The following is a 24,408-nucleotide window of genomic DNA, read 5'->3' on the forward strand; positions in this document are numbered from 1 at the left end:
AGAGAGCGGCATGGCCGGCAGCGTCAACAAGGTGATTTTGGTTGGCAACCTCGGACGCGATCCCGAGACGCGGCGGCTCGCCTCCGGCGACCCGGTGGTCAACCTGCGCATCGCGACCTCGGAGTCCTGGAAGGACAAGATGTCCGGCGAGCGCAAGGAGAAGACCGAGTGGCACTCGGTGGTGATCTACAACGAGAATCTCGCCAAGGTCGCCGAGCAGTACCTGCGCAAGGGCTCGAAGGTCTACATCGAGGGCCAGCTGCAGACGCGCAAATGGGCCGACCAGTCCGGCGTCGAGAAGTACACCACCGAGGTGGTGCTGCAGCGGTTCCGCGGTGAGCTCACCCTCCTCGACGGCCGCAGCGGCGGCGGTGGCGAGATGGGCGCCGACGAGGAGGGCGGTGGCCAGATCAGCCGAGGCGGCGATTACGGCGGCGGCCGTGGCGGCTCCGGAGGCGGTTCGGATCGCGGCGGCGACTACGGTGGCGGTGGTGGTGGCCGCTCCGGCGGGGACCGCCGGCCGGCTCCGTCGTCCGGCGGTGGCGGCGGCTCGAAGCCCAATTACGACCTCGACGACGACATTCCGTTCTAGGCAGGCTCACGTCGGCGAGCCGACGCTCCACCCCGCCTACGCCCGGTGCCTCGGCGCGGTTCTTGCTCCCCTTGCGTGCAAAGGGAGTGAGACGGCGCCATGGCATCCTTCATCCGCGTGACCGAGGTGTGGGTTCCCTCCAAGGACGGGACGGCCCTCGAGTTCGGGAGCGGCAGCTACGGCGGCCTCGACGGCTTCCATGCGCAGAGCCACCAGACGGTGTTCGGCTACGGCGAGGGCCTGCCGGGGCAGGCCTGGGCGACGCGCCGGCCCATCGTCCTCAAGGACCTGCAGAATTCCTACTTCAAGCGCGGCGCTGCGGCCGCCGCGGCGGGGCTGACCTGCGGCCTCGCCCTGCCGATCTTCGCCGGCGACGTGCTGCAGGCGGTGGTGACGTTCTTCTGTGCCGACGACGACGAGAAGGTCGGGGCGATCGAGGTCTGGAGCAACGACCCCGCGCGATCGAGCGCCATGGCGGTCGAGGACGGCTACTACGGCAACGCGGAGTTCTTCGAGCGCAACTCGAAGGCGATCCAGTTCGGACGCGGACAGGGCCTGCCCGGCGAGGTCTGGGAGCGGGACCGGCCCGTCGTGGTCAAGGAGCCCTACGGCTCGCACCGGTTTCTGCGAAAGGCGGAGGCCCTCAAGATCGGGCGGACCACCGCCTTCGGCCTGCCCTGCCACGGCGACCGCGACCGGGACTGGGTGATGACCTTCCTGTCGGCGCTCGGCACCCCCATCGCCCGGCGCTTCGAGGTGTGGAAGGTGGAGCCCGACAGCGAGCACCTCACCTATGAGGCGGGGCTTTGCGAGGTGCAGGGCGATGTCGCGGCGTCCTACGGCCCCCTGAGCCTGACCCGCGAGGACGGCACCATCGGCCGCATCCTGCTCACCGGCCTGCCGGTGATCGCCACCGACTTCTCGCACGAGCCGACCGTGATCGCGGCGAGCCTGGCCGCCGCCGGGCTGACCACCCTCGTGGCCATCCCGGTGTTCAGCGGCACCGCCCGGCTGAACGCCGTGGCGGCCTGGTACTTCTGACGCGCAGTGGGCTATTGCGACCGCTTGCCGAAGGACACCGCATAGGCCTGGGTGCGCGCGTCGATCAGCGGATCGTCGGACACCTCGATCCCGTCCACGAGGTTGGTGGGCAGGAACAGGAGCGGCTTCTCGGCCGCCGCCGTATCCGCCGCGGCCTTCGAGAGGGTGAGGGTGCCCATGGTCACCAGCCGGCGGTCCTCCGGCCAGACCTGGGTCGGGTCCTTGGTCTGGTCGCCCGGATTGGCCAGTTGCGCCTGGATCGTGAAGGCCACCGGACCCTTGGCGAGGGTGGCGGGCAGGCCCTCCATCAGGAAGTTGGGCGGCTGCTTTCCGGCCTCCTCCGCCGAGAGATGGTCGTTGCCCGCCACCGGCACGATGCGGAAGCGGAACGGCTGCCTCTTGCCCTCGGCGTTCACGAACACGAAGGCGTCGATGCCGTTGTAGGTCTCCCGCGCCAGGCTCGAGGGCGTCTTCACGCCGGCTCCCGCCTTGGGCACCATCGGATGGGCGGCGACGAACTGCTCCAGCGGCGTCGGCTTTGGGGTATCGGGCTTGGTCTGCGCATTCGCCGTCAGCAGCGCCAGGAACTCCTCGCCGGTGGCGACGGGGAAGAACGGCAGCGAGTTGGCGACAATGTCGAACTCGCCGTCGGGAAGGGCGAACTTCAGCGCCATTCCGTGCGGGTTGGCGGGCTTGGCGCCGTCCGCGATGGCGGGCAGGCCGGTGGCGTTGGAGAACCGCACCGTCACCGGCACCGGCTTGCCGCCGAAGACGCTGGCCTTGCTCAACGGCGCGGCCTCCGGGGTCGCGGTGAAGCTGCCTTCCACCACCACGCCCTTGGCGTGGTTGGCGCGCAGGCCCGCGTGGCTGCCCCACAGGGTGTTCATCACCGTGATGGTCCGCTCGGCGGTGGTGCCCTCGGCGGCGGCGGCCAGCGGCGCGAAGCCGACGGCGAGGAGGGCGGCCAGCCCAAGGGGGCGGCGCAAGCGGGTGGCAACCATGCACGATCTCCCGACGTGTCTGTCGATCGAGCGGGATGATCCCGCGCTCGGCCTCGTGTCTATCCACAACGGGAGCGGTCGAACAGACGTGGCCGGCGGGACCCGCGACGCCCCGCTGCCGGCGGTCGGGCCTGCGTAAGCCCTTGAGCCGGACGGTCTATCGCGCTTCGCTTATCCCCGTGCCGCGGTCGGGGTCGCGGTGGCGTGCCGCAGGCGAATGGCGTATGGAAACAGGGTGACAGACGTGGCGCGACGCGACCGGGGCGGACCCGGCCGGCGAGCGCCCGACATCCGCAGTCCCACGAACGCGACGTCGTTCGGCGCGGCCCCGGCCGCGCCGGCCCGTATGCAGGCAGAGATCGAAGACCTTGGCAGAGAACGACACACCGGGCGCGGGCACGCCGCCGCCCGCCAGCGACATCCGCCCCGTCTCCATCACCGACGAGATGAAGCGGTCGTATCTCGATTACGCCATGAGCGTGATCGTGAGCCGGGCCCTGCCCGATGCCCGCGACGGCCTCAAGCCGGTCCACCGCCGCATCCTGTTCTCGGCCTACGAGAGCGGGCACCTGCCCGAGCGCAAATACGTCAAGTCGGCCCGCATCGTCGGCGACGTGATCGGCCTCTACCACCCGCACGGCGACCAATCGATCTACGACGCCCTGGTGCGCATGGCCCAGGACTTCTCGATGCGGCTGATGCTCATCGACGGGCAGGGCAACTTCGGCTCCGTCGACGGCGATCCGCCGGCCGCCATGCGCTACACCGAATCGCGCCTGGCCAAGCCCGCCAACGCGCTCTTGGCCGACATCGACAAGAACACCGTCGATTTCCAGCCGAACTACGACGAGTCGCGCGAGGAGCCGACCGTCCTGCCCGCCCGCTTCCCCAACCTCCTCGCCAACGGCGCCGGCGGCATCGCGGTGGGCATGGCCACCAACATCCCGCCCCACAACCTCGGCGAGCTGATCGACGGCTGCGTCGCGCTCATCGACGATCCCAGCATCGACGTGGAGGGCCTGACCGAGATCATCCCGGGCCCCGACTTCCCCACCGGAGGCTCGATCCTCGGCCGGGCGGGCACCCGCCAGGCCTACGCCACCGGGCGCGGCTCCATCATCATGCGGGCGAAATCCCACGTGGAGGAGCTGCGCAAGGAGCGCGAGGCGCTGATCTTCACCGAGATCCCGTATCAGGTGAACAAGGCGACGCTCATGGAGAAGATCGCCGAGCTGGTGAAGGAGAAGCGCGTCGAGGGCATCTCCGACCTGCGCGACGAATCCGACCGCGACGGCATGCGCATCGTCGTCGAGATCAAGCGCGACGCGATGGCCGACGTGGTGCTCAACCAGCTCTACCGGTTCACGCCGCTGCAATCCTCCTTCGGCTGCAACATGGTGGCGCTCAACGGCGGCCGCCCCGAGCTGATGAACCTGAAGGACCTGCTGCAGGCCTTCGTGGACTTCCGTGAGGAGGTCGTCTCCCGCCGCACCAAGTTCCTGCTCAACAAGGCCCGCGAGCGGGCGCACGTGTTGTGCGGCCTGGCCATCGCGGTGGCCAACATCGACGAGGTCATCCGCCTGATCCGGACCTCGCCCGACCCCAACACCGCCCGCGAGGCGCTGATGGGCCGCGACTGGCCGGCCCACGACATCGCGCCCCTGATCGCGCTGGTGGACGACCCGCGCCACCGCATCAACGCCGACGATTCCTACCGCCTCTCCGACGTCCAGGCCCGCGCCATCCTCGACTTGCGCCTGCAGCGCCTCACCGCGCTCGGCCGCGACGAGATTGGCGGCGAGTTGCAGAAGCTCGCCGACGAGATCGCCGACTACCTCGACATCCTGCGCTCGCGCCTGCGCATCATGGGGATCGTCAAGGACGAGCTCGCGGAGGTCCGCGAGGCCTACGCCACGCCGCGGCGCACCGTGATCCTCGACTGGGACTCCAACGTCGAGGACGAGGACCTGATCCAGCGCGAGGACATGGTCGTCACCGTGTCCCACGCCGGCTACGTCAAGCGCGTGCCGCTCTCGACCTACCGGGCCCAGCGCAGGGGCGGCAAGGGCCGCTCGGGCATGTCGACCCGCGACGAGGATTTCGTCACCCGCCTGTTCGTGGCCAACACCCACACGCCGATCCTGTTCTTCTCCAGCCAGGGCCAGGTCTACAAGGAGAAGGTGTGGCGCCTGCCGATGGCGGCGCCCAACGCCCGCGGCAAGGCGCTGGTCAACATCCTGGCCATGGATGCCGGCACCGAGCGCATCACCACGATCATGCCGCTGCCCGAGGACGAGGCCTCGTGGGAGACGCTGGACGTGATGTTCGCCACCGCCTCGGGCGGCGTGCGGCGCAACAAGCTCTCCGACTTCGTGCAGGTGAACCGCGCCGGCAAGATCGCCATGAAGCTCGACGAGGGCGACCACATCGTCCACGTGGAGATCTGCCGCGCCGACCAGAACGTCCTGCTCACCTCGAAGGACGGGCAGTGCATCCGCTTCCCCGTCGAGGACGTGCGGGTGTTCAAGGGCCGCGATTCCACCGGCGTGCGCGGCATCAGCCTCGCGGCGGGCGACCGCGTCATCTCGATGACCATCCTCAACAGCTTCGAGGCGACGCCCGAGGAGCGCGGCGCCTTCCTGAAGATGCAGCGGGCGGTGATCGGCGACACGGAAGGGGGCGACGCCGATTCCGAGGAGATCGCCACGGATGCGCCGCTCCTCTCGCAGGAGCGCTACGCCGAGATGGGGGCGAACCAGCAGTTCGTGCTCACCCTGTCCGAGCGCGGCTTCGGCAAGCGCAGCTCCTCATTCGAGTACCGGACCTCGGGACGCGGCGGCAAAGGCATCACCGCCATGCGGGTGAATGCCCGCAACGGCAGCCTCGTGGCCTCCTTCCCGGTGCAGCCCTCGGACCAGATCATGCTGGTGACGGATGCCGGCCAGCTCATCCGCGTGCCGGTCGACGACATCCGCATCGTCGGACGCGCCTCGCAGGGGGTGACGGTGTTCAACACCGACAAGACCGAGCGCGTGGTCTCGGTGGAGCATATCGAGGGCGAGGACGAGAGCGGCGACGAGGTGGCCTGATCGCCTGCGCCGATCCGTCCGGCGACGGTCGGGGATGAACAAGTCGTTACGCGCGTGTCGGAAAACGGAAACCGGGCGGCCAACATGTGGCCGTTCGGTGTTGCTCTGATGTCATAGGTGCTCGGGCCGCTTGACGGTAAGACGGGGGCAGTGAAACAGCCCCTCCGAAGGACTGCCCCCGTGTTCAAGAAGATCCTCCTCGCCGGCGCCTCCCTGGCCGTGATGGTCGGCACCGCCGCCGCCGCCGATCTGCCGCGCCGCGCCGCGCCGCCGGTCTTCGTTCCGGTCCCCGTCTTCACCTGGACCGGGTTCTACTTCGGTATCAACGCCGGCTACGCCTTCAGCGAGAACGACCGCGTCCGCACCACGGGCATCGGCGCCCTGCAGGCCAACGTGAACAACAACCTGCGCCCCGGCACGATCGGCGTCTCGCAGGAAGGTTTCACCGGCGGTGGCCAGGTCGGCTACAACTACCAGTTTACCCCGGGTTCGGGCCTCGTGGTCGGCATCGAAGCCGACGCGCAGTACACCGATCTCCAGGCCACCAGCGTGAACTCGGTGCCGCGTACCCCGCCGCTCTCGACCCTCACCAACACGTTCCGGACCGAGCTCTCCTACCTCGGCACCGTCCGTGGTCGTGTCGGCTTCGCCTTCGACAAGGTCCTGTTCTACGGCACCGGCGGCTTTGCCTACGGCGACGTGACCAGCAGCGTCGCTTTCCAGACCAACGCCCCGGTCGCTTACGCCGGTTCGCGCTCGACCATGGAGACGGGCTACGTTTACGGCGGCGGCATCGAATACGCCCTCCCGACCGACTCGTTCCTGAACTTCTTCAAGTCCAGCGCCGTGACGGTGAAGGCCGAGTACCTCCGGTACGATCTCGGTTCGCGCACCCTGCTGGTCGGCAACACCGGCTCGCTGCCGCCCCAGCCCGGCATCGGCTACAACTCGCGCTTCTCCACCGAGGGCAGCATCGCCCGCGCCGGCCTGAACTACAAGTTCGGCTCCTACTAGGACCTTCCATCGAAAGCAGCCACGCTTTCGAAGTCCGACGATCGGCCTGCCTCGCGTATCCCCGGATGCGCGAGGCAGGCTTTTTTTATGGGTTCCCACTGAGTCCGGGGCCTCCTCGTCGTCAGTATACGACCGTCGATCGGAGCCCGAAGACGAGGCCGCCCCTCGTCCTGGTTCCGGGACGGGAGGGATTCTCGACGCCGCCGCCCGGGTTGACGACGTACTGGATGTCGGGCTGCACGATCCAGCCGGGGGCGATCCGGGCCTGGTAGCTGAGCTCGACCGTCGCTTCGAAGCTCCTGACCGGCCGGTAAGCATGGCCCCACCGCGCCCCATCGATGTCGGCCGCCCGCGCCCCGTCGCCGATCCGCGCGTAGATGACGCTCGCGCCGAACCTGTCGTCTGGCCGGCCTGGAATCATGCCGGCGCAGACCACCCCGCCGTCGGCCCAGAGGTCGATCAGGTTGCGGTCCGCCGGGCTGCCCGAGATCCGGGCGTAGACCGAGACCCCGCCATCGGGGCCCGCGCCCTCGGGACGATGAAGTTGCTGGTCGACGACACCATAGACGCCGCTGGTGCCGCGCAGGCGCCGGGCGGCGCCGTTGGCGAAGGGACTGGCCAGCGGCAGGCCGGCGGTATCGAACCGCAGGTCGTCGAAGCGGCCGAAATGCCGGTATCCGCCGAGCTTGAGGCTGCCGGCGAGCCCGCGCGACTGCATGTCCTGGTTGTAACGGACCTGCGCCTCGGCCATCACCAGGGGCGGGTCGCCGAGCCGGAAGTTCGTGCCGGTCCGGTTGACGATGCGCTGGTCGCCCGGATCGCCGTTGAAGATCGCCACGAGGGCCGAGACCGCCGCGTTCGGGTCGTAGCGCAGGCGCACTCCGGGGGTGGCGAGCGGATAGGCCGGGCCGCCGCTCGGCAGGTTGGCGCCGGTGATCGTCGGCCAGTCGTTGCTCACGAACAGCTTGCCGGTGTCGGACGAGAAGAACTCGCCATCGGCGACGAGCTGGCCGAATCGTACCGCGAAGTGGTCCCCGGCCCACTTCTGCTCCAGCCAGATTTCGGACAGGCGCGTCGAGGGAAACGCCTCGATGTTGCTGACGGTGATCAGGCGCCCGAAGCTGCGGTCACGCAGGCCGCCGGTGTCGTGGATCTGGAAGGCGTTGGCGAAGAAGGTGAGGCCATCGAGGCCGGCGAGCGTCCCCAGATCCACGGTGACGATGGTCTCGAGCTTTCCGGCGTAGATCGGCCCGCGGGCAAAGCCGCCGGTGACGTTCCCCAGCGCCTCGTTGGTGGAGATGGCGTTGTAGGTGATGCCGCGGGCACCGAGCGCGGCCCGAAACCCGCCCGGATCGCCGAACGCCCCGAGGGACGACTGGATCGACGCAGGTCGGGCGGAGTCCGACTCGGGCTCTACCGCGGCCGATTGCGCCGGTCTGTCGGCAAGCGGCGAATCGATGTTCGGCTGCGCGACGGCCGGAAAATCGGGAGCGACGAGGCAGACCGCGACGCAAAGGCCGCGCGCTGAGGCCCATGGCCGCTGCCCCGGCCCGATCGCAGGCGGGCGAGGCGCGGATCGGGGCGACCGAAGCCATGGAGAGAGTCGCCTCATCTGCGCCTATGCTGTGAAGTATGCCTCTTGCTATACTCTGTAGGACGCGCAAATTCCCGCTGTCAATCGCGACGGCGTTCGACCGGAGACATTTCGGGGGGAGGGAGGCGAGGCGGGGGATCCTCGCCGGCGTCCACGGTCGCAGGTCCGGCGCGCCTCGTGGCGCAACCGCATCGGGCGGCGATAGGACTGCGATGGACGGGTCGTGGGTAAAGGGATCGGCGCCGCGGTCGCCGGCCTTCCGTTCGCGGACCGGCGCGACCGCCGGCCCCCGAGAATTCCGCGACGGAGCGCTACGCCTTGCGCTTCTGGTAGTCCTTCACGTCGGTGAACCGCACGTCCGGCGCGCGCTCCTCCTCGTAGCGCAGCGAGAACGCGGTGGTCGCCATGAACACCGGGGCGCCATCGAGGTCGCTGGCCATGGCCGAGCCGTGGCTGCCGACGAATTTGTCCAGCGGCGCTTCGGTGTCGGCCTCGATCCAGCGGCAGATCGAAAAGCGGGTCGGCTCGTAGTCGATGGGCAGGCCGTACTCCGCCTGGAGCCGCTCCTTCAGCACGTCGAGCTGCAGCGCGCCCACCACGCCGACGATGGCCTGGGAGCCGTCATGCGGGCGGAACACCTGCACCACGCCCTCCTCGCCCATCTGCTGCAGGGCCTCGCGCAGCTTCTTGGCCTTCATGGCGTCGGTGAGCTTGATCCGGCGCAGGATCTCGGGCGCGAAGCTCGGCACGCCGCGGAACACGATCTCCTCGCCCTCCGTCAGCGTGTCGCCGATGCGCAAGGTCCCGTGGTTGGGGATGCCGACGACGTCGCCCGCGAACGCCTCGTCGGCGATGGCGCGGTCCTGTGCAAAGAAGAACTGCGGGGCCGACAGCGACATCGGCTTGCCGGTGCGCACGAGCTTGGCCTTCATGCCCCGGCTCAACCGACCCGAGCACACCCGCATGAAGGCGATGCGGTCGCGGTGGTTGGGGTCCATGTTCGCCTGGATCTTGAACACGAAGCCGGTCATCTTCGGTTCGGTGGGCTCCACGAGGCGCTTGTCGCAATCCTGGCCGCGCGGCGGCGGCGCGAAGCGCGCCAGGCCGTCGATGAGGTCGCGCACGCCGAAGTTGCGCAGCGCCGACCCGAAGAACACCGGCGTGAGGTGGCCCTCGCGAAAGGCGTCGAGGTCGAAGCGCTTGAGGCCGGTCTCGGCGAGTTCGGCCTCCTCTCGCCAGGTCGCGGCCTCGCCCTCCTCCGTGAGCAGCTGGTCGAACAGCGGATCGTCGACCCCGGTCACCGGCACGGTGCCGGCGTCGTCCGCCGCATCGAGCCGGCGCACGCGGCCGTTGCCGAGATCGTAGGTGCCGGCAAAGCTGCGGCCCCGCCCGATCGGCCAGGTCACGGGCGCCACGTCCAGCGCCAGGGTCTTCTCGATCTCGTCCAGGAGCTCGAACGGATCGCGGGCCTCGCGGTCGAGCTTGTTGATGAAGGTGACGATGGGGATGTCGCGAAGCCGGCAGACCTCGAACAGTTTTCGCGTGCGCGCCTCGATGCCCTTGGCGGCGTCGATCACCATCACGGCCGAATCGACCGCCGTCAGGGTGCGGTAGGTGTCCTCCGAGAAGTCCTCGTGGCCAGGGGTGTCGAGGAGGTTGAAGACGCAGTCGCCGTACTCGAACGTCATCACCGAGGTGACGACGGAGATGCCGCGCTCCTTCTCGATGCCCATCCAGTCCGAGCGGGTCGAGACGCGGTTGCGCTTGGCCTTGACCTCGCCGGCGAGCTGGATGGCGCCGCCGAACAGCAGCAGTTTTTCCGTGAGCGTGGTCTTGCCGGCGTCCGGGTGCGAGATGATCGCGAAGGTGCGCCGGCGCGCGACGGGGTCGTCGGTGCGGGCGGGTTTCGCGTCGGGCTGGGTCTGCATCAACATCGCGGGGAATTGCTTTCGAGGCCGCGTCCGCGGGCCTTTTTTTCAGGTCTGACGGAGGTCGACGGCTCGCCGAGGAGCCCGCCCCGCCCCTCCTTACAGGAGAGGGGGGCCGCGCTCCACCATCGGTGGAGGGGCCCCGCGTCGGCTCAGCCCCGCCCGATGTAGGGCATGCCGGTGGCCATCACCGTGAGGAACGGGACGTTGGCATCGAGCGGAAGGCCGGCCATGTAGACCACCGCATCGGCCACATGCGCGACATCCATCAGCGGTTCGGACCTGATCGACCCGTCGGCCTGGCGCACGCCGGCGGCCATGGGCCCGGTCATCGCGGTGGCGGCGTTGCCGACGTCGATCTGGCCGCAGGCGATGTCGTGGGCGCGTCCGTCCAGCGCCGTGGCCTTGGTGAGCCCGGTCATGGCGTGCTTGGTGGCGGCATAGGCCGCCGAGTTCGGCCGCGGCACATGCGCCGAGATCGAGCCGTTGTTGACGATGCGCCCGCCGCGCGGCTCCTGCGCCTTCATCATCCGGAAGGCCGCGCGCGTGCACAGGAAGGCGCCGGTGAGGTTGACGTCCACGAGGCGGCGCCAGTCGTCGAGGGCGACCTCGTCCACCGGCACCGCCGGCGCGAACACCCCGGCGTTGTTGAACAAGAGGTCGAGGCGGCCGAACTCCTGCCGCACCCGCGCGAACAGCGCCTCGACGGACGCCTCGTCCGCCACGTCGGCGGGCACGGCCCGCGCGGTGCCGCCCGCCGCCGCGATCGCCTCCGCGACCGCCGCCAGCGGCTCGGCCCGGCGCCCGGCGAGCACGACGACGAAGCCCGCCCGCGCCAGCCCCTCCGCCACGGCCCTGCCGATCCCCGATCCCGCCCCCGTCACCACCGCGATCCGCCGCATCGATTCTGTCTCCCCGTCCTGTTGCCACTCGCAGGCCCGGCGTCTAGACAACGCCGATCCTGCCAGGATGGGGCGTCGCCAAGTGGTAAGGCAGCGGTTTTTGGTACCGCCATTCCCAGGTTCGAATCCTGGCGCCCCAGCCAACCTTGCCGGATGGCAATAAAAACAACGACTTAGGTCGAAATCTGATTTTCCCTAGAGATTGCAGGCGTAACAGTCCGGTGGGTGCCACGGCCGGTGTCGGACCACGCCGCCACCTACCACTCAGTTCCAGTTATAAGCGCTCGAGAGCGGAGACCCGGGGTCTCGATAGATCGCGGTGCCAGCATTGTAGCCCGGTGGGTCGAAGCGGGTGTCGGAAAGCAACATCGCGCCCTGGTCGAGCTGGATCACGATCACCTGTCCGAGACCCCGGCATATGCCGGTTGTCACCGTGAGCCCGTCGACGATTTTGCGATCCGTAACCGCCATCCGGTCGTGGATGTCGGCGAATTCGGGCAGCGTGATCCTGCAAGAGTACATATCGTTTCGGGTCCATCTTGAGTGTCGTGCTTGACCCGTATTGCAGACTGGCGATTCACCGGGAAGTAGCGAAATAACAACACTCCCTTATCTAAGTATTGGGTCAGTCAAAATTGATTTACATCTTGGTGATGATTGCGAATCGGTCTCGATGGCGATGTTAGCGCAGACTTACTCGCCCGTACCGCGCGGCAGGCGGTCGATTCGCTGAACCTTGTAGCCCTTCCGGGTCAGGCAGTCCGACACGAAGTCGCCGACGTAGAAGCTCCGCTCGCGCGAGAGTTCGTTGCAGACGATCTGGTCGCGGGAGTAGGCGGCGGCGTCGACGCCGGTCATGTCGACAAGTGGCGGCACGCCGCTGCATCCGGTAAGGGCGAGAAGTGCGATCAGGCTCAGGGTGCGTGTCATCCCCGCTCGTCGCCCGAGGGTTCACGGCGGTCAATCCCGAAGGTGGATCTGGACCGTGCCGGTCGATACGAACCAGGTGGCGCTGGTAGTGCTCCTGGGTCGGCCGCAGCAAGTATCGCATCACAGCCCCGCTGGCGGGCTTAATTGACGCCGGGGCAGTTCCCGGCGCGGGAACGACTGACGGCCGCAGGCGGGCCTGTAGCACGACCTGGCGGGCCATCTCGGCCGTGGCCTTGGCGAGCCGGGTCGCACCGCGCGTCATCATCGTCACCGCGCCGTCGAATGACGGGGCTAGATGCATCTGGGTGGTGCCGGCGAGAAGCCGGCGCATGAACGACGTGGCCCAGCGCGCGCTCTTCGAGGCGTAGGAGGCCCAGCCGACATCGATCTGGTGATCGAACTTGATCTGCTTTCCCTTGCCGGGTCGCTCCCAGGTGCCGAACGCCGCCCGCATCGCAGCGCGTGCTTTTTTGGCGCGCCGGTGTGATCCGAGACCCAGGCTAAGCACACCATGGACATGAAGCCGAGGCTTTCCAGTCGTGGGATCGCGCGTCTCTTCGACGTTTATGGTGAAGTCGGTGGTCTCGGAGAACGCCTTGCCGAGCTGCTCACGGAGCTGCTTCTGGAGCCACGGCCCCGGCTTCTCCTTGGAGTAGGCGCGGGCGTTGACGTCATCGGAGAGGTGCGCGGTGAAGCCCGTCACCGGCCCGTGATCTTGGAGACCGACGAAGGCGAACACAGCCTGGGCGTGATCATCGAGATCGCGCCAGGCGGGCGGCTTCTTCGTGGTGGTGGTGCTGGTCGTGGGGGCTGTGCGGATCTTGTGCTCGAGGTAGCGCAGGTTCCTCGAGGGAGAAGGAGAAGGAGATCCTTTGGCGCTACTTACTGAAGCGTGCACGGGTCGATGGGGCTGGATGACCCCCGTCTCGGTTAGGAATTCCCCTACGAAAACGATGCTGGCGAGGGCATCGCGGCGCGACCGGGATGCTCCGCCTTTTTTGCACATCGCAGACACGGCCGGAGCGGGTGCGGACGGCGCTGCCTCGATGATGATGGAGGGCGAGACGGTAGGCTCTGAAATATGCCAGGTCGCGATCTCGCGCACCCACCACTCGTCGTCGTTCGCCGGGGCTGGTGGCATGGCGGCAGGCGCGATGCCCAGCGCGCGGTCGAGCGCCCGGTTGATGCCGGTGATCTCGTGCTCGGGCGACAGCGGCTTGCGCCGCGCGCGCACAATCGCATCAATCTCGGCGATCATCATCGCGAGATCGAGACAATCCTCTTGAGTAGAGGCGGGGTTATCGCTAGGTTGTTGCTGCATCGTTTGAGACCAAAGGCCGCCGCCCTGGCAGGGGATTTGGCGGCCTTTTCTTTGGTCAGTTGACGGTGACGCGGGTGACGGTGAGGATCTGGTTCACCACATCCATCGCAAGGCCGGGCGGGCACGAGAACATCTTGGTGCAGCTCCCTGCATCCGTCTTGAGGATGAACTTCACACCACGACCGACGCGGCCGATCGCCAGAGTGCCGTTGCCGTCGCCGAGATCCAGCACCACGGGTCGGCCGACTTCGAGATAGAAGCCGAGCTCTTCATCGGGCTCGCCGGCTGCCGCCGAAAGCACAGAGGCGATCACTGCGGCCTTCTGGATTTTCACGAAGGGTAGGTGATGGCCGGCGATCTGGATCGCGACCACGTCATCATCACGAACGACCGAGAAGCCGGGCGTCTGGGGCGAGATCTCGCCCTCGGCGATGGCGCGGGCGATCCACGCCTCGATCACCGCAGTCGGGTTCGGGAGCCCGCGCTTGTCGGCGATGGCCGCCAACTGTTCGAAGCGGGCGCGCGGAAGGGTGATGGTGGTGCGGGGAGACGGCGACATGATGATATGAACTCACTTTGAATCGATAAGTGAATTCTATCGGTGATTGGAGCAAACTACAACGGTCGCCATCCGCATAATCGCTTTTACGAGCTGCCCTAGGAGCCCACGGCAATGTCTTCGATGTCGAACCCAGACGAAATCGGGATGCCACCGGCGATGACCTCCCCGATAACGAGCGGGACGGGGTACCCCTGCCCTTCAAGGTTAGTCGGGCCCGAGAGCGCGTAGCTGTCGCTCTTGTCGGTGCCGGTCGTGGCCTTCTGGGTGGGCGAGATCATCTGGGAGATGCCAGCGAGCGCCATGGTGACGCCCAGACCCGCCATGGTGCCATAGGTGAGGCCGATCCCACCGAGCCCTGGCAGTGCGGTGCCCATACTGGCCAGGGGCGCCGCGAGCGTGCCGCCCGAGAAGAAAATTGCTGCGCCGACGAGAGCGACGCCGAGAACAGCTTTGATCACCCCGCCGTTCTTCGCGCCGCCGATCACCGGAACGATGTGAAAGTCCTTCGATCCCAGACCCATTTCGAGATGGGTCAGATCGATTACATCACCGCCATGACGACGGCCGACGACCAACCTGTAGTAGCCGTCGCGTAGCTGCTTCTGAAAACCCGGGAAGTTGGCGTTCAGGAGCCGAATAGCCTTGCCGGGCGTGCCTACGCTAAGCCGGAAATTCGAGCCGAAGGACTTCTTCAAGTGACCATAGAGGTGCACCGTCCTCATGGTCTTCTGGTGGCTGGCGAAGGTGGCGATGGTCATGGGGTTGCCTCGTGGCTGTCGAAGGTGATGGGCTGGAACATGCACTCGGCATCGAGCGGCAGGATCACCCAGGGCAGGCCGGATGCAGCCTGTGCGCGGCAGTCGACCTCTGAGGGGGCGTGGGGACCGTCTGGGTGCGAATGGACGACGGCAGGAAGATCACCCGTCGCCTCGGCATCGAGGTAGACCTGGGTGGCGATCTCGAAGTCCTGCATCGGGTCGGCGGCTTCGTTCCGGCAAGGCCGGTAGGAATCGCCGACGACGAGACCGCAGGCCTCGCGCGGGTATTCGGCGCGGGCGTGGCGCTGGGCGGCCTCGAGGATCGTGGAGGTTATCTGCTTCATGGTTTCGGACATAGCGAGACCTCAGCGAGCACGTCGCCAAGACCGGCGTCACGGCGGCGCTGGTGTTCTACCTTTGTGTTCACGAGACCGCCTTCGCTGCCTTGGAGGCGCGGTCCTCTAAGATCCGTGCGAGATCGTTGGCGACGGAGCGCGTGAGCGAGACCACGGCAGCACGCGGCACTCCATCGAGGTTGCCGGCAATCTTCAAGGTGTAGCCCCTGCCCCGGCGCTCGCCTACGAGACCACCAGGCCGGCCGGCGCAACGTGCGGCAACGACAAAGCGAGAAGCGGAGCCGGCGAGCAGCGCCATGATGCCGTTCGCTACGGCGTGCGCCTGGTCTGCGCTGAAATCGAGAACGTCGGCGCCAGGCGTCGAGAGGAACACCCGTTGTTCGCCAGTCGCATCGTCACGACCGACCGGCATGTCGAACGGCGGCAAATCGAACTCGAAACCGGCGTGATCCCACGATCCACGGATGAACTCGTCAAGCAGATCGGCAGCGGGGACTTCGTGATGGCGTGCAAGCAGACGGAATTGATGGGCACGGGCGGTCGGGATACTTACGGTCGAATGGCTCACAGGCACCTCCTCGGGCAACGCACTGCAATTATACCATCCTGAATTAGTTCTGTCCTGCGGATGTGATGACCCCGAGAGATTTCGCCTTCGAATTTTTCCTGTCACCGCAGTGTTAACCCCCTTCGAGGGATCGTGATTTTCGCTGGGACTTCGGTCCGATTACAGAATGTAGCTATGTGCCTCCGACTACGAACCGGAGACGCAATCAATCGACTACGAGCACCTCGTTATCGACAGCAGCGAAGGCGCCGGGATCGGGATCGTCTTCATGTTGATTCCGATGCATCTCGGTGATCTCCTCGGCCGACAGATCCTGGATCTGAAGAGTCGGCAAATCATCATCGATCAGGCTATCGTCATTGAGACCCAAGGCTGCGCGCTTGAGCCCGTGTAAACGTTCTAATGCAGCCGCTGCGATCCCAAGCATTTTGATTGCGCTGGCGGCTGCAAAGGTCGTGCCTGGGTCTGCGGCCGCGCCTTCAAGTCGTTCGATAATCATATTCTCGATTGCGACAGCGTTTCGATAGGCGGTTTCTCGAGTATCGATGGCGCGTTGCACGGTTGCGTCTACATCTGGCAATGTCTCCTCGTAGACCCTGGCCATCACTTTGGAGGCAACAACCTTCGCCTGCGATCCCTTCGTGACCTTATTCTTCGCCAGATGCATCTGGATGCCACGAACGGTGACGCCATGCTGGTGGGACAGTTGCTCGAGGGTGAATTCACCGGTCTCCCACTGCGCGACGATCTCAGCCCAGATGGAGGGCGCGAGACGGGCGTATTTGCGGGTGGGTGCGGTGGGCCGGGTCGCGGTCATGACGCTGCCTTCAACGACTTGGCGATGGTGGCGACGGTGGTGCGAGAGCAGCCCGAGGCCGTCATGACCGCGTTCCAGGACATGCCCCGTGTCAGCATGTCAGCGATAACCGCATGTCGCTTGATGTCGGTAGGGCGCCCCTTATAGAGGCCTGCCGCCTTGGCCTTCTCCTGGCCCTGGGCCTGTCGGCGGCGGCGGTCCTCGAAGTCCTTGCGCGACACAGCAGCGAGCACGTCCAACATCATGCCGTTGACGGCTTCGAACATCCGGCTGGTGAAGTCGTCGGCGTCGGTCGTCGCCATTATCCAGGAGGTCGGCAGATCGAGCGCCACGACCCGGATGCGGCGCGCGGAGATTTCGATCTTCAGCTTCGACCAGTCGCCGGCCGTGAGGCGACTGAGGCGGTCTACCTGCTCAACGAGAAGTACGTCACCGGGCCGAGCATCACCCAGGAGCCGGAATAGCTCGGGCCGGGCCAACGTCGAGCCGGACTCGTTCTCGAGGTAGTAGGCCGCGATGGTCAGCCCGCGCTCCGAGGCAAACGCCTCGAGTTGCGCCTTAGCGCGGCTGGCATCCTGCTCCGTGGTGCTGGCCCTGAGATACGCCCGAACAAACATCTTGAACCCCGGCAGTCCGTTTTGACTGGTCCGTTATGATGCGGTCCGTTTCGAACGGTCAAGGGGTATTTATCAGACCGCGATCGGGCCAGTCCGAAAAGGGCATGCCCAAAATGTACCGACTGAAGCGCATGGGTGTGCAGCATCCCAACACTGATAGCGAACATCGAAGATCGGCAGTCCGAGTCCGACCGCTGATGTCGTGCCCTGATAGACGTCTGCCCACTGAACAAGTTGTACCCTTACGGATACTGTTCCGTGTGATTATCCGCCTATCAGTTGCGGCATGGTTTGTGCGCTTTTGCTCCGGCTTTTGAAACCGCGATTCCAAAACCGCCACCATTGCGGTCACCCATGATCATCACCATGGCACACGAAATCCGCGAAAACAGACCATTTTCCTTCAGTCGGCAAAAATAGTACTAAAGGTAGTTGTCGTTTCATAATTCTCGTCTTAGTTGTTCTGTGCTTCATTCTCAATCTGAACAAATCTGAGTCCCGGAAGCCTCCATGTTTCTGAAGTGCAAAGATTTTTACTGCATCGCCATAATTCCATGATCGCATTGACTGAAAATTGAAAGCCAAGATTGCATCGCAGCAATGCCGCTATGATCGCCGTGCAATTTTTTGCAATATCATTGGCATTTTGAGAAGCATTTGGTACGAGAGAAAAGGCATTTGCCTATCTGCCGGCTTTTTGCACTGGATTGCCGATGACTGACGAGTTCGCGCGCTGCGGATGCGTTTTTTGCTCAGGCTTGAGCTTTAGTGTTTCGGCAGCCGATCCCGACGCGGAAAGAATGGGCGGCGCGAGCTTAGCCTCCAAAATAGCGTGCCAAGCCGGTCCAAGGATCGAACTTTGCGTCGGGGCCGACACGCATAACCTGGCTTCCGTGTCTGCGCCCGAATGGGCCGCCGAAGTGCGCAGCCAGCTCACTGACTTCGCAGCGTCGGCCCAGGCGCTCCGGGTCTTCGAAGCAAGTTTCGGAATTGGTCTCGACAGGCCGCAGGTCGAGGACCAACTGGCCCGCTGGCAGGCAGGCGACTTCACCGGCGCGCCCAAGATCGCCTTCGCAGACGAAGGCAGCCTAAACGGCGCGCGCGCCGCCTATTCCCAGGGCATGGGAACAATCTATCTATCGACGAACTGGGCCCTTGACAGCGCGCGCACGGCCGGAGAGGTCGCGCGTGTTATCATCGAGGAAATCGGCCACGCGCTCGATGCGAGGCTCAACGGCGTCGATACAGCCGGAGACGAAGGCGAGCTGTTTTCAGCGCTCGTTTTCGGCGGCGGCGGCGTCGACGCGAGGCGGCTCGCCGTCATTCGCGCCGAGGACGATTCGGGAACGATCAGCATCGATGGACAAGTGCTGTCGGTCGAGCAGGCCGCGGGCGACATCGTCTACGAGAAGCTCCTCACCTATTCGGACGGCATTTCCCAGGCCCTGACCTCGATCGAGAACGCGCTGGCCAACAAGGTCTTCGCCCAGGCGCTGCCGCTGTTCGGCGACGACCTCAACTCCGCCTTCACGGCCACCTCCTCGGCGGCGACGCACGCTCTGCGCGGAGTGCGAAGCTTCAAGGACGCAGTCCAGGGCGCGATCGACAATGCGATCGCCGGTGGCTCGAACGGTACGCCGTACAGCGGCACGAATATCGCCAACGCCATCAACAACGCGCTTAGTAATGCCGGTTTCTTGGGCTCGCCGGTCAGTTTCAACACCACGAACGGCGAGTGGAGCTTCAACAATACCGGCATATTCATGCTCAACACTCAGCCGCTGAGCAACAACCTTGGCCTAGGACCGGGGAACTTGCTGCAACTTACCAGCACCGCCACCGCAAATATCGGCCTAGCCTACGGAATTGCTCTGACTATCGGGTCCGACACCAACACCAGCGGTTTCTATATACGCGGCGATACAGCCAACGAGCTCTCACTCAACCTCTCAGCAAGCACACTCAATCTGGGCGGCGGCGTTCAGGTCGGCGGCCTTCAGCTGTTCTCCGCCAATGTCGCTACCGATCCGGCCCGGCCGACTAACTTCACGGCGAATTTCGCTCTCGACCTGCGCGACGGTCAGAACGGTACAACCAATGACGGCAAAATCTATATTGGTGAGATGGGAACGGCCGGATTCCAGATCTTGAATCCGACCGTTAGCGGCGGCCTGAACCTCAACGTCGATCTGCGGACGCTCGACTCACTAGAAGGCGTCGTGAAGATTGAAACCGATTTCGGCGTCAACTGGAATTTCGCCGGCAGCACTAATGGCCTGTTCGGCAGCGCGCCGGTGGTGTCGTTCAAGAATACCGACGTCGCATTCCTGAGCTTCCTGACCGAGGTGCTCCTGCCGTTCGTGACGAATGTCAAGGCCGGCATTGAGCCGATTAGAGACATCCTCGATATCCTCAAAGCCGATATCGGCGCCTTGAGCAACATGCCTGGTGGCGGCGCAGATTTCCTCGATGTGGTTGACGAGGACAACGGCTTCGTCGCAGGCCAGGACGGCACCATTTCGCTGCTCGACATTGCGAAATTCAAGAATATGGCCGGAATCGACACGGCGCTGACGCTGTTCCCGATCCTCGACGCTGTCGTGACCTGGTACGATTTCCTGACCGGACCGCTCGCCAGCACCGGCCTTATGAGCGTCGGCGACTTCACGATCACGGACGATATCCGCGACGCCACCTTCGTCCTGTCGGGCGCGAATGCCAGCGTGACCGGCGCGGTTGATGATCTTCACGATTTCATCGACGCCCAGTTCGCCCCGTCGGCGGCCGCGACGCTCGGCAACATGCTGAGCAACGGACCCGCCGCCCCCAATAAGATCATCGCGCCGATCTTGACCGACGCGCAGGAGGCGCTCGGATATCTTTTCGGCCGCAACACAGATATTCTGAAATTTAACCTGCCGAAGGTTGGCTTCAGCTTCGGCAGTGGCATCGAGCCCGATGGCAGCTTCAACGGCTCGCTCTCCGATATTTTCAATATCCCAATCTTCCTACCGGGACTTAATATTGAGGTCGAAGCGGCGCTTCGCGCCATCATCGACATCGATTTCGGCTACGATACACGCGGCATCTCGCAATATATCCTTAGCGGCTCGTTTCTGCCGGGAGCCAACACGGCGCCGGACCCGACGAAGCTGCTCAACGGCTTCTTTATCACCGACTGGGACGAGAATGGACAGGAGCGCCCCGAACTTGTGCTCGGCGCCCAGATCAATTTCGGTGTGGGCGCAGGCATCGACGGTTTGCTGAAGGCCTTCGCCGGCGGCGCGATCGAGGGCGTGGTCAATCTCGACATCATCGATGGCGGCGGCGCCAATCCGCAGGACGGCAAGGTCCATTACGACGAATTCGTCGCGGCCCTCTCCAGCCCACTGAACCTGTTCGAGGGTCGCGGTCTGATCACCGCGGGCATGATCGCCTATGTCGAGCATCTGTTCGGCACCCATGAATGGCGCTCGCCGATGATTTCGCTCGCCAGCTTCAATTTCGGCGGCCAGGGCTCGGCCTTCGATCCGGGCCTGGCGACGCCCGACGAGCCTAACAACGCGCTGACGCTGAACATCGGCGTGAATGCCGGCCTGCGCCTGATCGACAACAAGCTCGACGGCAACGAACAATTCAGCATCGTGGCCGGTCCCGGCGTCGGTCGGTTCACCGTGATCGCCTTCGGGCACCAGCAATCCTTTGACGATGTCGGCAGTATCGACGGGGTGGCCGGCAGCGGTAACGACATTATCGCGGTCGACGAGAACCTAACGACCGCCGTCGATTTCGCCGGCGGCGACGGCGAGGACGTGCTCTATGGCGGCGCGGGTACCGACACGCTCGCTGGCGGCGACAATTCGGACTATCTCGTTGGTGCAGGCGGCGCCGACGACCTCGACGGCGGCGACAATGACGACGTGCTCGACGGTGGCGCGGGCGCCGACACGCTCGACGGCGGCGGCGGCATCGACCTTGTCACCTATGTCCGATCGACCGTCTCGATCGGCGTCAATCTCGGCAATGGCGCGACGTCGGGCGGTGATTCGACCGGCGACGTCCTGATATCGATCGAGAACGTCGTCGGCGCCGACGTCGCCGGCGCGGGCGATACCATCTTTGGAATCGATGGCGGCACTGTCGCCAACGTCATCAATGGCCTGAAGGGCAACGACAATCTCTATGGCGGTGGCGGCGACGACACCCTGATCGGCGGCGACGGCAACGATACAGTGGATGGCGGGCTAGGCGCGGACGTTCTCTCCGGCGGCCAGGGCGACGATACCTACGGCGTCAACAGCCTGCTCGATGTGATCGATGAGAATAGGTTCGGCGGCGGTAGCGGCCGCGACCGGATCATTTCCGCGATCGACATCAACATTGAGGCGCTGACCGATATCGAGGAGTTGCAGCTCTTTGGAAGTGCAAGGGTCGGCGAAGGCAATCATCTCGCGAATCTGATAATCGGCACGACTTTCAACGATACGTTGCGGGGTCGTGCAGGAATCGACACGATCAAGGGCGGCGTCGGCGCGGATATGCTCGAAGGCGAGGCTGACGCCGACGACCTACAAGGCGAGGCCGGCAACGACACCCTCGTTGGCGGCGCCGGCAACGATTCGATGGCCGGCGGCCTCGAGAGCGACACCTATATCGTCGCCGATGCCGGCGATGTTGTCTCTGAACTTGTTGGCCAAGGCACCGACACTGTGCACACCTCGGTCAATTACGTCCTGACCGCCGGCAGCGAGGTCGAGAGCATCGAGACGATCAATGCGGCGGCGACCACCCCGCTTGAACTAGGCGGCAACGCTTTCGCGCAGAGGCTCACTGCCAATGTCGGCGACAACGTGCTCGAGGGCTATGCCGGCGCCGATACACTCGATGGCGGCAGCGCAGGCTTTGATATCGCCTCTTACGAGCATGCGAGCGCGGCGATCTCGTTCAATCTGACCACGGGCGCCAAAACCGGCGACGCGGGTGGCGACATCTTCATCGCGATCGACGCCTTCCGCGGCACGGCCGTGACCAGCGTCGGCGACTCGATGACGGGCGGCGGCGCAGGCGACAATTTTAACGGACTTGCCGGCAATGACAGCCTCTTGGGCCTCGGCGGCGCCGATACGCTGTTTGGCGGATTGGGCAACGACACGCTGGACGGCGGCCTTGGCGACGATATCTTGGGGGGCGGCACCGGCGACGACACCTACCGCGTCGACAGTCTCCTGGACGTCGTCGACGACGATCGCACGGCTTATACCAATGGCGGCGGCGGCCGCGACATCATCATTACCGGACTGAATTACAATCTCGGAGCATCCGCCGACCGGAACGACATCGAGGATCTAACTATCACCGGGACCGCGCGGAGCGCGACCGGCAATGCGCTGGGCAACCTAATCACCGGCACAGACGGCAACGATACTATCGACGGCGCCGGAGGCGCGGACGACCTGCGCGGAGGCTGGGGCAACGATCTCTATTTCTTGGATTCCGCCGCCGATCGCGTGGTCGAGAACGCCAATGCCGGCACGGACGAGATCCGGGTCGCGACAGCGGGTTTCTACAATGTCGGCCCTGCCCCGGATTTCACTCAGTCGCCCTACGCCATCGACATGCAGGTCTCGTGGCTGGTCAATATCGAGGACGTCGTCCTGCTCGACAATGGCCGCCTCGTTCATCTGACAGGCAATGCGCTCGGCAACCGGCTGGTCTCCAACGACCAGAGCAGTTCGCTCACCGGCGGGCTCGGCGGAGACACACTCGTCACGGGCCAGGGGCGGGATGTCGCCGCCGGCGGCGACGGCCTCGACACGCTGATCGTCGACTGGTCGATGCAGAGCGGCGTCTACGACTTCACAACCTTCAGCTTCGTCGGCAGCCTCGCGGACGGATATTCCGGCCGCTATGCCGACGTCTACAACGGCTCATCGGGTTATAATCTCGTCGATTTCACTGGCGTCGAGCGCTTCAACGTCGCGGTGGGAACAACGAACGACTATGTCCTTACCGGCGACGGCGACGACACTGTCTCGGGCGGAGCCGGGCAAAAGGCGTCGACGTCATCGACGGTGGCCTCGGCGACGATCGCTGGGAGGCGGACAAGTCGGCGCTGACCACGGCGCAGCCTTTCGTCATGAACCTGCGCAACCTCGGCATCCAGTCGACCTATGTCGGCACGGGTACGGTGCGAGGCGTCGAGATGCTGACGCTGTTCACGGGCGCGGGTAACGACGTCGTCACAACCCTGCTGGCTTTCCACGACGACCAACTCACGACCAATGCCGGGACCGACACGGTCACCATTTCAGGCGGTCGCGACACCGTCGCGATGGGCGACGGCTTCGACACGCTGATCGTCGACTGGTCGGCGCAGACGGGTGTCTACGACACCGTCACCCACAGCTTCACTGGCAGCCTGGCGACTGGTTATACCGGTCGTTACGCCGACCAGTACAACGGCTCGTCGGGCTATAATCTCGTCAACTTCTCCGGCGTCGAGCGCTTCAACATCGCGGTGGGAACGTCGAACGACATCATCGTCACCGGCGACGGCAACGACACCGTCGCGGGCGGCGGCGGCAGCGACTTCCTCTCGACCGGTAAGGGCGCCGATATTATCGACGGCGGCAAGACGCTGGCCTCCGGCGTGCTGGTCTCGGGGGCCGACCGCTGGCAGGCCGACAAGTCGGATGCGACGGTGGGCCTGACCATCGACCTGACCGCGGTGACCTCAAGTTATGTCATCTCGGGCATCACCGGCACGGTGACCAATATCGAGGCGCTGGGCGACGTCGACGCCACCGGCAGGCGTTTTGCAACCGGTTCCAGTAACGACGTCATCGTCACCCGCGCCGACTATCTCTCTGACTTCATCGACACCAATGCCGGCGCAGACACCGTCACGGTGAAGGGCGGCATGGACATCGTGAACATGGGCGGCAACGCCGCCGGCACGGTCGACACGCTGATTGTCGACTGGGCAGCGATGACTGGCACCTACGACTTCACCACCTTCGACTTCGCCGGCAGCCTCGCGGACGGATATTCCGGCCGCTACGCCGACGTCTACAACGGCTCGTCGGGTCACAACCGCGTCGTCTTCACTGGCGTCGAGCGCTTCAACGTCGCGGTGGGAACAACGAACGACTATGTCCTTACCGGCGACGGCGACGACACTGTCTCGGGCGGAGCCGGGCACGATCATCTGAGCACTGCCAAAGGCGTCGACGTCATCGACGGTGGCCTCGGCGACGATCGCTGGGAGGCGGACAAGTCGGCGCTGACCACGGCGCAGCCTTTCGTCATGAACCTGCGC

At 65.3% G+C, this 24,408-nt stretch carries 18 protein-coding genes and 1 tRNA gene; 7 read left to right on the plus strand and 12 right to left on the minus strand.

The window, feature by feature from the left end; all coding sequences use genetic code 11:
* The first annotated feature begins 10 nt into the window (after nt 1-10).
* Nucleotides 11-592: a single-stranded DNA-binding protein gene (gene ssb, locus ASG59_RS17835; protein ID WP_055886559.1), complete on the plus strand. Its 582-nt coding sequence runs from the start codon at nt 11-13 to the stop codon at nt 590-592.
* A 99-nt stretch (nt 593-691) separates the two neighbouring features.
* Nucleotides 692-1,633 (plus strand): GAF domain-containing protein, encoded by a 942-nt coding sequence (locus ASG59_RS17840; protein WP_055886557.1) that lies wholly within the window; start codon nt 692-694, stop codon nt 1,631-1,633.
* An 11-nt stretch (nt 1,634-1,644) separates the two neighbouring features.
* Here the strand turns inward: ASG59_RS17840 and ASG59_RS17845 are convergent, their stop codons facing one another.
* The gene (locus tag ASG59_RS17845) at nt 1,645-2,634 is read right to left on the minus strand and encodes a catalase family peroxidase (RefSeq protein ID WP_056410427.1); all 990 of its coding nucleotides are present in this window, start codon (nt 2,632-2,634) and stop codon (nt 1,645-1,647) included.
* A 368-nt stretch (nt 2,635-3,002) separates the two neighbouring features.
* Here ASG59_RS17845 and gyrA point away from each other — a divergent pair, with 368 nt between their 5' ends.
* A complete protein-coding gene (gene gyrA / locus ASG59_RS17850; protein ID WP_056283048.1) occupies nt 3,003-5,723 on the plus strand; it encodes a DNA gyrase subunit A in 2,721 nt (906 codons plus the stop codon).
* A gap of 180 nt (nt 5,724-5,903) precedes the next feature.
* A complete protein-coding gene (locus ASG59_RS17855) occupies nt 5,904-6,737 on the plus strand; it encodes a porin family protein (RefSeq protein ID WP_156399283.1) in 834 nt (277 codons plus the stop codon).
* 121 nt (nt 6,738-6,858) lie between these two features.
* Here the strand turns inward: ASG59_RS17855 and ASG59_RS17860 are convergent, their stop codons facing one another.
* The 3 genes from ASG59_RS17860 to ASG59_RS17870 form a co-directional block, all read right to left on the minus strand.
* Complete coding sequence (locus ASG59_RS17860) at nt 6,859-8,349, minus strand: carbohydrate porin (RefSeq protein WP_082528830.1); 1,491 nt, start codon at nt 8,347-8,349, stop codon at nt 6,859-6,861.
* Nucleotides 8,350-8,642: 293 nt separating this feature from the next.
* Nucleotides 8,643-10,265: a peptide chain release factor 3 gene (locus tag ASG59_RS17865; RefSeq protein WP_056283045.1), complete on the minus strand. Its 1,623-nt coding sequence runs from the start codon at nt 10,263-10,265 to the stop codon at nt 8,643-8,645.
* Nucleotides 10,266-10,411: 146 nt separating this feature from the next.
* On the minus strand, nt 10,412-11,161 hold the full coding sequence (locus ASG59_RS17870) for an SDR family oxidoreductase (RefSeq protein WP_055886546.1): 750 nt from the start codon (nt 11,159-11,161) through the stop codon (nt 10,412-10,414).
* A 68-nt stretch (nt 11,162-11,229) separates the two neighbouring features.
* On the opposite strand from ASG59_RS17870, the gene ASG59_RS17875 reads away from it, so the two are divergent.
* A tRNA-Gln gene (locus tag ASG59_RS17875) sits at nt 11,230-11,304 on the plus strand.
* Nucleotides 11,305-11,425: 121 nt separating this feature from the next.
* Here ASG59_RS17875 and ASG59_RS17880 read toward each other — a convergent pair.
* The 8 genes from ASG59_RS17880 to ASG59_RS17920 form a co-directional block, all read right to left on the minus strand.
* Entirely contained in the window at nt 11,426-11,683 is a 258-nt protein-coding gene (locus ASG59_RS17880) for a hypothetical protein (protein WP_056410428.1), read from the minus strand.
* A 160-nt stretch (nt 11,684-11,843) separates the two neighbouring features.
* Nucleotides 11,844-13,352: a hypothetical protein gene (locus tag ASG59_RS20765; RefSeq protein ID WP_156399284.1), complete on the minus strand. Its 1,509-nt coding sequence runs from the start codon at nt 13,350-13,352 to the stop codon at nt 11,844-11,846.
* Nucleotides 13,353-13,467: 115 nt separating this feature from the next.
* Complete coding sequence (locus tag ASG59_RS17895) at nt 13,468-13,971, minus strand: hypothetical protein (protein ID WP_056410433.1); 504 nt, start codon at nt 13,969-13,971, stop codon at nt 13,468-13,470.
* A gap of 98 nt (nt 13,972-14,069) precedes the next feature.
* On the minus strand, nt 14,070-14,732 hold the full coding sequence (locus tag ASG59_RS17900) for a tail assembly protein (RefSeq protein ID WP_056410434.1): 663 nt from the start codon (nt 14,730-14,732) through the stop codon (nt 14,070-14,072).
* On the minus strand, nt 14,729-15,076 hold the full coding sequence (locus ASG59_RS17905) for a C40 family peptidase (RefSeq protein WP_056410440.1): 348 nt from the start codon (nt 15,074-15,076) through the stop codon (nt 14,729-14,731). The genes ASG59_RS17900 and ASG59_RS17905 overlap by 4 nt, the downstream gene beginning before the upstream one ends.
* Nucleotides 15,077-15,155: 79 nt before the next feature.
* Entirely contained in the window at nt 15,156-15,656 is a 501-nt protein-coding gene (locus tag ASG59_RS17910) for a hypothetical protein (RefSeq protein WP_156399285.1), read from the minus strand.
* A gap of 205 nt (nt 15,657-15,861) precedes the next feature.
* Complete coding sequence (locus tag ASG59_RS17915; protein ID WP_056410445.1) at nt 15,862-16,473, minus strand: hypothetical protein; 612 nt, start codon at nt 16,471-16,473, stop codon at nt 15,862-15,864.
* Nucleotides 16,470-17,090, minus strand: a complete 621-nt coding sequence (locus ASG59_RS17920) for a recombinase family protein (RefSeq protein ID WP_056410449.1) — start codon at nt 17,088-17,090, stop codon at nt 16,470-16,472. The genes ASG59_RS17915 and ASG59_RS17920 overlap by 4 nt, the downstream gene beginning before the upstream one ends.
* A 713-nt stretch (nt 17,091-17,803) precedes the next feature.
* On the opposite strand from ASG59_RS17920, the gene ASG59_RS17925 reads away from it, so the two are divergent.
* Both ASG59_RS17925 and ASG59_RS17930 read left to right on the plus strand, forming a co-directional pair.
* The gene (locus tag ASG59_RS17925) at nt 17,804-23,206 is read left to right on the plus strand and encodes a calcium-binding protein (protein WP_156399286.1); all 5,403 of its coding nucleotides are present in this window, start codon (nt 17,804-17,806) and stop codon (nt 23,204-23,206) included.
* Between the two features lie 20 nt (nt 23,207-23,226).
* Nucleotides 23,227-24,408 (plus strand): calcium-binding protein (locus ASG59_RS17930; RefSeq protein WP_162245468.1); only part of this gene is annotated, 1,182 nt, incomplete at its 3' end.

It is taken from the genome of Methylobacterium sp. Leaf466, assembly GCF_001425565.1.
Classification (GTDB): domain Bacteria; phylum Pseudomonadota; class Alphaproteobacteria; order Rhizobiales; family Beijerinckiaceae; genus Methylobacterium.

Bases quoted from the DNA above. Each gene is read 5' to 3' on its own strand.
- ASG59_RS20765 (WP_156399284.1), bottom strand. From the start codon at position 13,352: ATGATGATCGCCGAGATTGATGCGATTGTGCGCGCGCGGCGCAAGCCG.
- ASG59_RS17895 (WP_056410433.1), bottom strand. From the start codon at position 13,971: ATGTCGCCGTCTCCCCGCACCACCATCACCCTTCCGCGCGCCCGCTTC.
- ssb (WP_055886559.1), top strand. From the start codon at position 11: ATGGCCGGCAGCGTCAACAAGGTGATTTTGGTTGGCAACCTCGGACGC.
- ASG59_RS17920 (WP_056410449.1), bottom strand. From the start codon at position 17,090: ATGTTTGTTCGGGCGTATCTCAGGGCCAGCACCACGGAGCAGGATGCC.
- ASG59_RS17905 (WP_056410440.1), bottom strand. From the start codon at position 15,076: ATGAAGCAGATAACCTCCACGATCCTCGAGGCCGCCCAGCGCCACGCC.
- ASG59_RS17865 (WP_056283045.1), bottom strand. From the start codon at position 10,265: ATGTTGATGCAGACCCAGCCCGACGCGAAACCCGCCCGCACCGACGAC.
- ASG59_RS17915 (WP_056410445.1), bottom strand. From the start codon at position 16,473: ATGACCGCGACCCGGCCCACCGCACCCACCCGCAAATACGCCCGTCTC.
- ASG59_RS17925 (WP_156399286.1), top strand. From the start codon at position 17,804: ATGACTGACGAGTTCGCGCGCTGCGGATGCGTTTTTTGCTCAGGCTTG.
- ASG59_RS17840 (WP_055886557.1), top strand. From the start codon at position 692: ATGGCATCCTTCATCCGCGTGACCGAGGTGTGGGTTCCCTCCAAGGAC.
- ASG59_RS17870 (WP_055886546.1), bottom strand. From the start codon at position 11,161: ATGCGGCGGATCGCGGTGGTGACGGGGGCGGGATCGGGGATCGGCAGG.
- ASG59_RS17880 (WP_056410428.1), bottom strand. From the start codon at position 11,683: ATGTACTCTTGCAGGATCACGCTGCCCGAATTCGCCGACATCCACGAC.
- ASG59_RS17845 (WP_056410427.1), bottom strand. From the start codon at position 2,634: ATGGTTGCCACCCGCTTGCGCCGCCCCCTTGGGCTGGCCGCCCTCCTC.
- ASG59_RS17860 (WP_082528830.1), bottom strand. From the start codon at position 8,349: ATGAGGCGACTCTCTCCATGGCTTCGGTCGCCCCGATCCGCGCCTCGC.
- ASG59_RS17900 (WP_056410434.1), bottom strand. From the start codon at position 14,732: ATGACCATCGCCACCTTCGCCAGCCACCAGAAGACCATGAGGACGGTG.